A 3,224-nucleotide genomic window follows, 5' to 3' on the forward strand; every position below is an offset into this window, starting at 1 on the left:
TTTTATCTACCTGTATGGCATCAGCCCTCATTCCTACCTTTTTGTGGCTGAAAGTGCCATACAGGTAGATAAAATTAGCTGGGTGATGAAGAAATTTTGGAAGCTCAGGCGGACTGTTTTAGAAAAAGGATCGCGAAATTTAGAGGGTAGCCATTCTACTAAACTTTCCCAGAGTTCACCTCCATGCTGTAAAAGGTAGAAAGTCAAAACCATCGTCAAGAGAATATCTAGCAGGCTAGTGACTGTAACTACTGCCAGATTTAAAACTTGTCCAGCGATCGCTTGCAATTGTCCCTTGACGCGATCGTTGATTTGCACTACCAGAGCATCAAGGTTAATCGGTAAACCATAAGTCTCAGCTTTTTCATTTAATATCATTAACTGAGAACGTCCAGAGTCGATCAACTCTGGTAAACGAGCCACCAGTTGTTGAGCTTGGGTAAGGGCTAACGGAAAAAGTGTCACACCCAAGGCTAATAAAATCGATAAAGCCAAGAGAAAAACTAAAATAGCGACTTGCTCTCGCCTAGCACCATGATGCTCCATCCAGCTCACGGGGTAGTTGAGCAGAAATGCTAGCACTGAGGCTCCGACTAAAATGACTATGAGAGAATGGAAATAGTTAAAAAATACCGAAAGTGCCCAACCATTAAGAACTAGTAGCGGAAGGAATAACGCGATCGCCCCGATTCGCGCTATTGGTGTGAATGTTTGCCACCAGTCGAGTAGCTTGCGTGTCTGCATTTTAAGCTGATTGCTGGATAGAACTAAATAAAATCTTTCTTTACAGATTATTATCTCTAACTATATGAGTCTTATTCATCCTTCTAGTTTAGGAGTTAGACTAACCCAAATGGAAAATTTTGAACCGAAAGAGAATGGGGAGTGGGGAGTGGGGAGTGGGGAGTGGGGTGCAGGGAAGGTAGGGAAGGCAGGGGGAGAAAAAATAACAAATGCCCAATGCCCAATGCCCAATACTTCGGCTTCGCTCAGTACAAGTGCCCAATGCCCACTTGCCCTGAGCGAAGCCGAAGGGATACCCAAAACACAGTTGCTTTTACATTTGATTCCAATCATCGGCTTTTTTCCGTCCTTGTGGACTCTCTATCGGGGTCAAGGGAGTCGGGAACAACTTGCTATTAGTCGTCTGTCTATTACTTTGGCGCTTACTTGGCTGTTGGGATATCTATTATTAGCTACCAAAGCAGCAACTTCAGACTTTTTTCCGCTACGTCTTTTTATCCTGAATAGCTTTCTCACTTCGGGTTACTTTTTAGTAAGTGTCTGGTTGATTTTGCGCCTGATGCAGGGCAAATCTGGGCGTTTACCAGGGTTTACTACCTTAGCCGAACGAGTACTAGGAAAGTACTTATCTTAATTTTTTAGGGTGAGGAATTTTCAGTAGTTTTACTTATTTCCTAAAAAATTACTGTTGATTTATCTATATATCTAGTCAAATCCAGTTTATTATTGCCATACTTCAGTAAAACATCTCTAGGTTGACCCAAAAGAGGGAAAAATGCTGCTATAAGTGTTGTGGTTGACACTAAATTAAAAAAAATAGCACTGATAATTAAGAGTTAGTTATTATGGGTTGATTTATTTGGATGTTTTTAGTTTGCAAATTTACCGAATTTGATTAGTGAGTAAGTGTGAGGAAGTCTGTGACCATTCAAAGAAGTTCGGCGGAAGAAAACCAGTCGGGAAAGGCCTCAAAGTCCAGTAAAAAAATTCCCCTCTCCCATAACTCGAAATCCGGGCGTTGGCTGTGGTTTTGGGTAGGTATGAGTGGGATTGCAATGGTGTCAGCAACAGCAGGGGCGCTTTTGGCGGTGTCTTTAACTAGTACGCCTTTGCAACAAGCCCAACTAAGTCCACAGGATGAGGCGGTCTTTGATGGCGATCGCATTTCTGGAGGTGTACTGCGATTTTCAGAATTAACTCGCCCGGTTAATCTCTTGGTTATGGGCATGAGCGTACTTCCCCCGGATATCCAAAATCCTCCCGAAGAAACCAAAAACCTCAAATACCTGCCCCAGGTAAACTCCTTTGATGGTCTCTCGGATGTGATGCTCTTGCTCAAATTTGATCCAGAGACGAAAAAAATAATTATGCTCTCCGTTCCCAGAGATACCCGTACAGAAATAGAGGGGTACGGGGTGAAAAAAATCAATTCCGCTAATGTTGACGGTGGCCCAGCTTTAACTGCCAGAACCGTCAGTAATCTCTTAGGTGGGGCGGGAATTGATCGCTATGTGCGAATTAACGTTCTGGGAGTTGGCAAGCTGATTGATGCTTTAGGGGGTGTAACAGTCTACGTCCCCAAAGATATGAAGTACCAAGATGATTCTCAGCATTTATACATCAATTTGAAGGCGGGTAAGCAGCATCTCAACGGTGATCAGGCACTACAATTGCTGCGGTTTCGCCATGACGAACTCGGTGATATTGGTCGGATTCAGCGGCAGCAAATGGTCATGCGTGCCTTGATGGATCAAACACTCAACCCCGTTACTGTTGCTCAATTACCTAAAGTTCTTGATGTAGTTAAAGACTACATTGATACCAACTTAACGGTTGAAGAGTTAGTGGCACTATTGGGTTTTGGGGTGCGGACAAATCGCTCTAATATGCAAATGTTAATGCTGCCAGGTCGCTTTAGCGAGAAAGGCGAGTTTGATGCTAGCTATTGGTTGCCCAACAAAGATGGTATTGCTAAACTGATGGCTCAACACTTTGGTTTGGAGTTAGAAGAGGAACAGCTGGCAAGTGCGACTGACCCAAGCTCTTTACGTGTAGCAATTCAAGATAGTACAGGTGGCGATCGCTCTAACCTCCAACCATTAATTAGAGCTTTGGAAAAATCTGGATATCGTAACATCTATGTGGCTAAGGCATGGAATGAACCTCTAGAGGTAACTCACATTGTCGCCCAACAAGGAGATGGTGAGAGCGCCGAATCAATTCGTGAAACATTGGGATTTGGCGAAGTGCGTGTGGAAAGTACTGGCAACCTTGGCTCGGATATCAGTATCCAAGTGGGCCAGGATTGGTTGCAACAAAAATCTATTTTGGAGGAGTTGCTGACGAAATAATTCTTGAGGAGAATCCAGAAGTCAGAATTCAGAATTCAGAATCTCCCCATGCCTAAAGTCAGGGGATTCAAAAAAGTATAAATTTTTATCGCTTCCACGGATAAATCCGGGGGCTTTCAACCTAAGTCG

2 protein-coding genes and 1 pseudogene are annotated in these 3,224 nt (G+C 43.5%); 2 read left to right on the forward strand and 1 reads right to left on the reverse strand.

What is annotated here, in order from left to right; translation table 11 throughout:
- Positions 1–54: 54 nt before the first annotated feature.
- Positions 55–744 (reverse strand): annotated as a pseudogene (locus tag LC574_RS32830) (AI-2E family transporter); the annotation flags it as partial.
- A gap of 223 nt (positions 745–967) precedes the next feature.
- Between LC574_RS32830 and LC574_RS32835 the strand changes: the two are divergent.
- Together LC574_RS32835 and LC574_RS32840 are read left to right on the forward strand one after the other, a co-directional pair.
- Entirely contained in the window at positions 968–1,378 is a 411-nt protein-coding gene (locus LC574_RS32835; RefSeq protein WP_229457768.1) for a hypothetical protein, read from the forward strand.
- A gap of 286 nt (positions 1,379–1,664) precedes the next feature.
- Positions 1,665–3,095: an LCP family protein gene (locus tag LC574_RS32840; RefSeq protein ID WP_229457767.1), complete on the forward strand. Its 1,431-nt coding sequence runs from the start codon at positions 1,665–1,667 to the stop codon at positions 3,093–3,095.
- The last annotated feature ends 129 nt before the right edge of the window (positions 3,096–3,224 follow it).

The organism is Nostoc sp. CHAB 5715, from assembly GCF_020829685.1.
In the GTDB taxonomy this organism is placed as follows: Bacteria; Cyanobacteriota; Cyanobacteriia; order Cyanobacteriales; family Nostocaceae; genus Nostoc.

Bases quoted from the DNA above. Each gene is read 5' to 3' on its own strand.
- LC574_RS32835 (WP_229457768.1), top strand. From the start codon at position 968: ATGCCCAATACTTCGGCTTCGCTCAGTACAAGTGCCCAATGCCCACTT.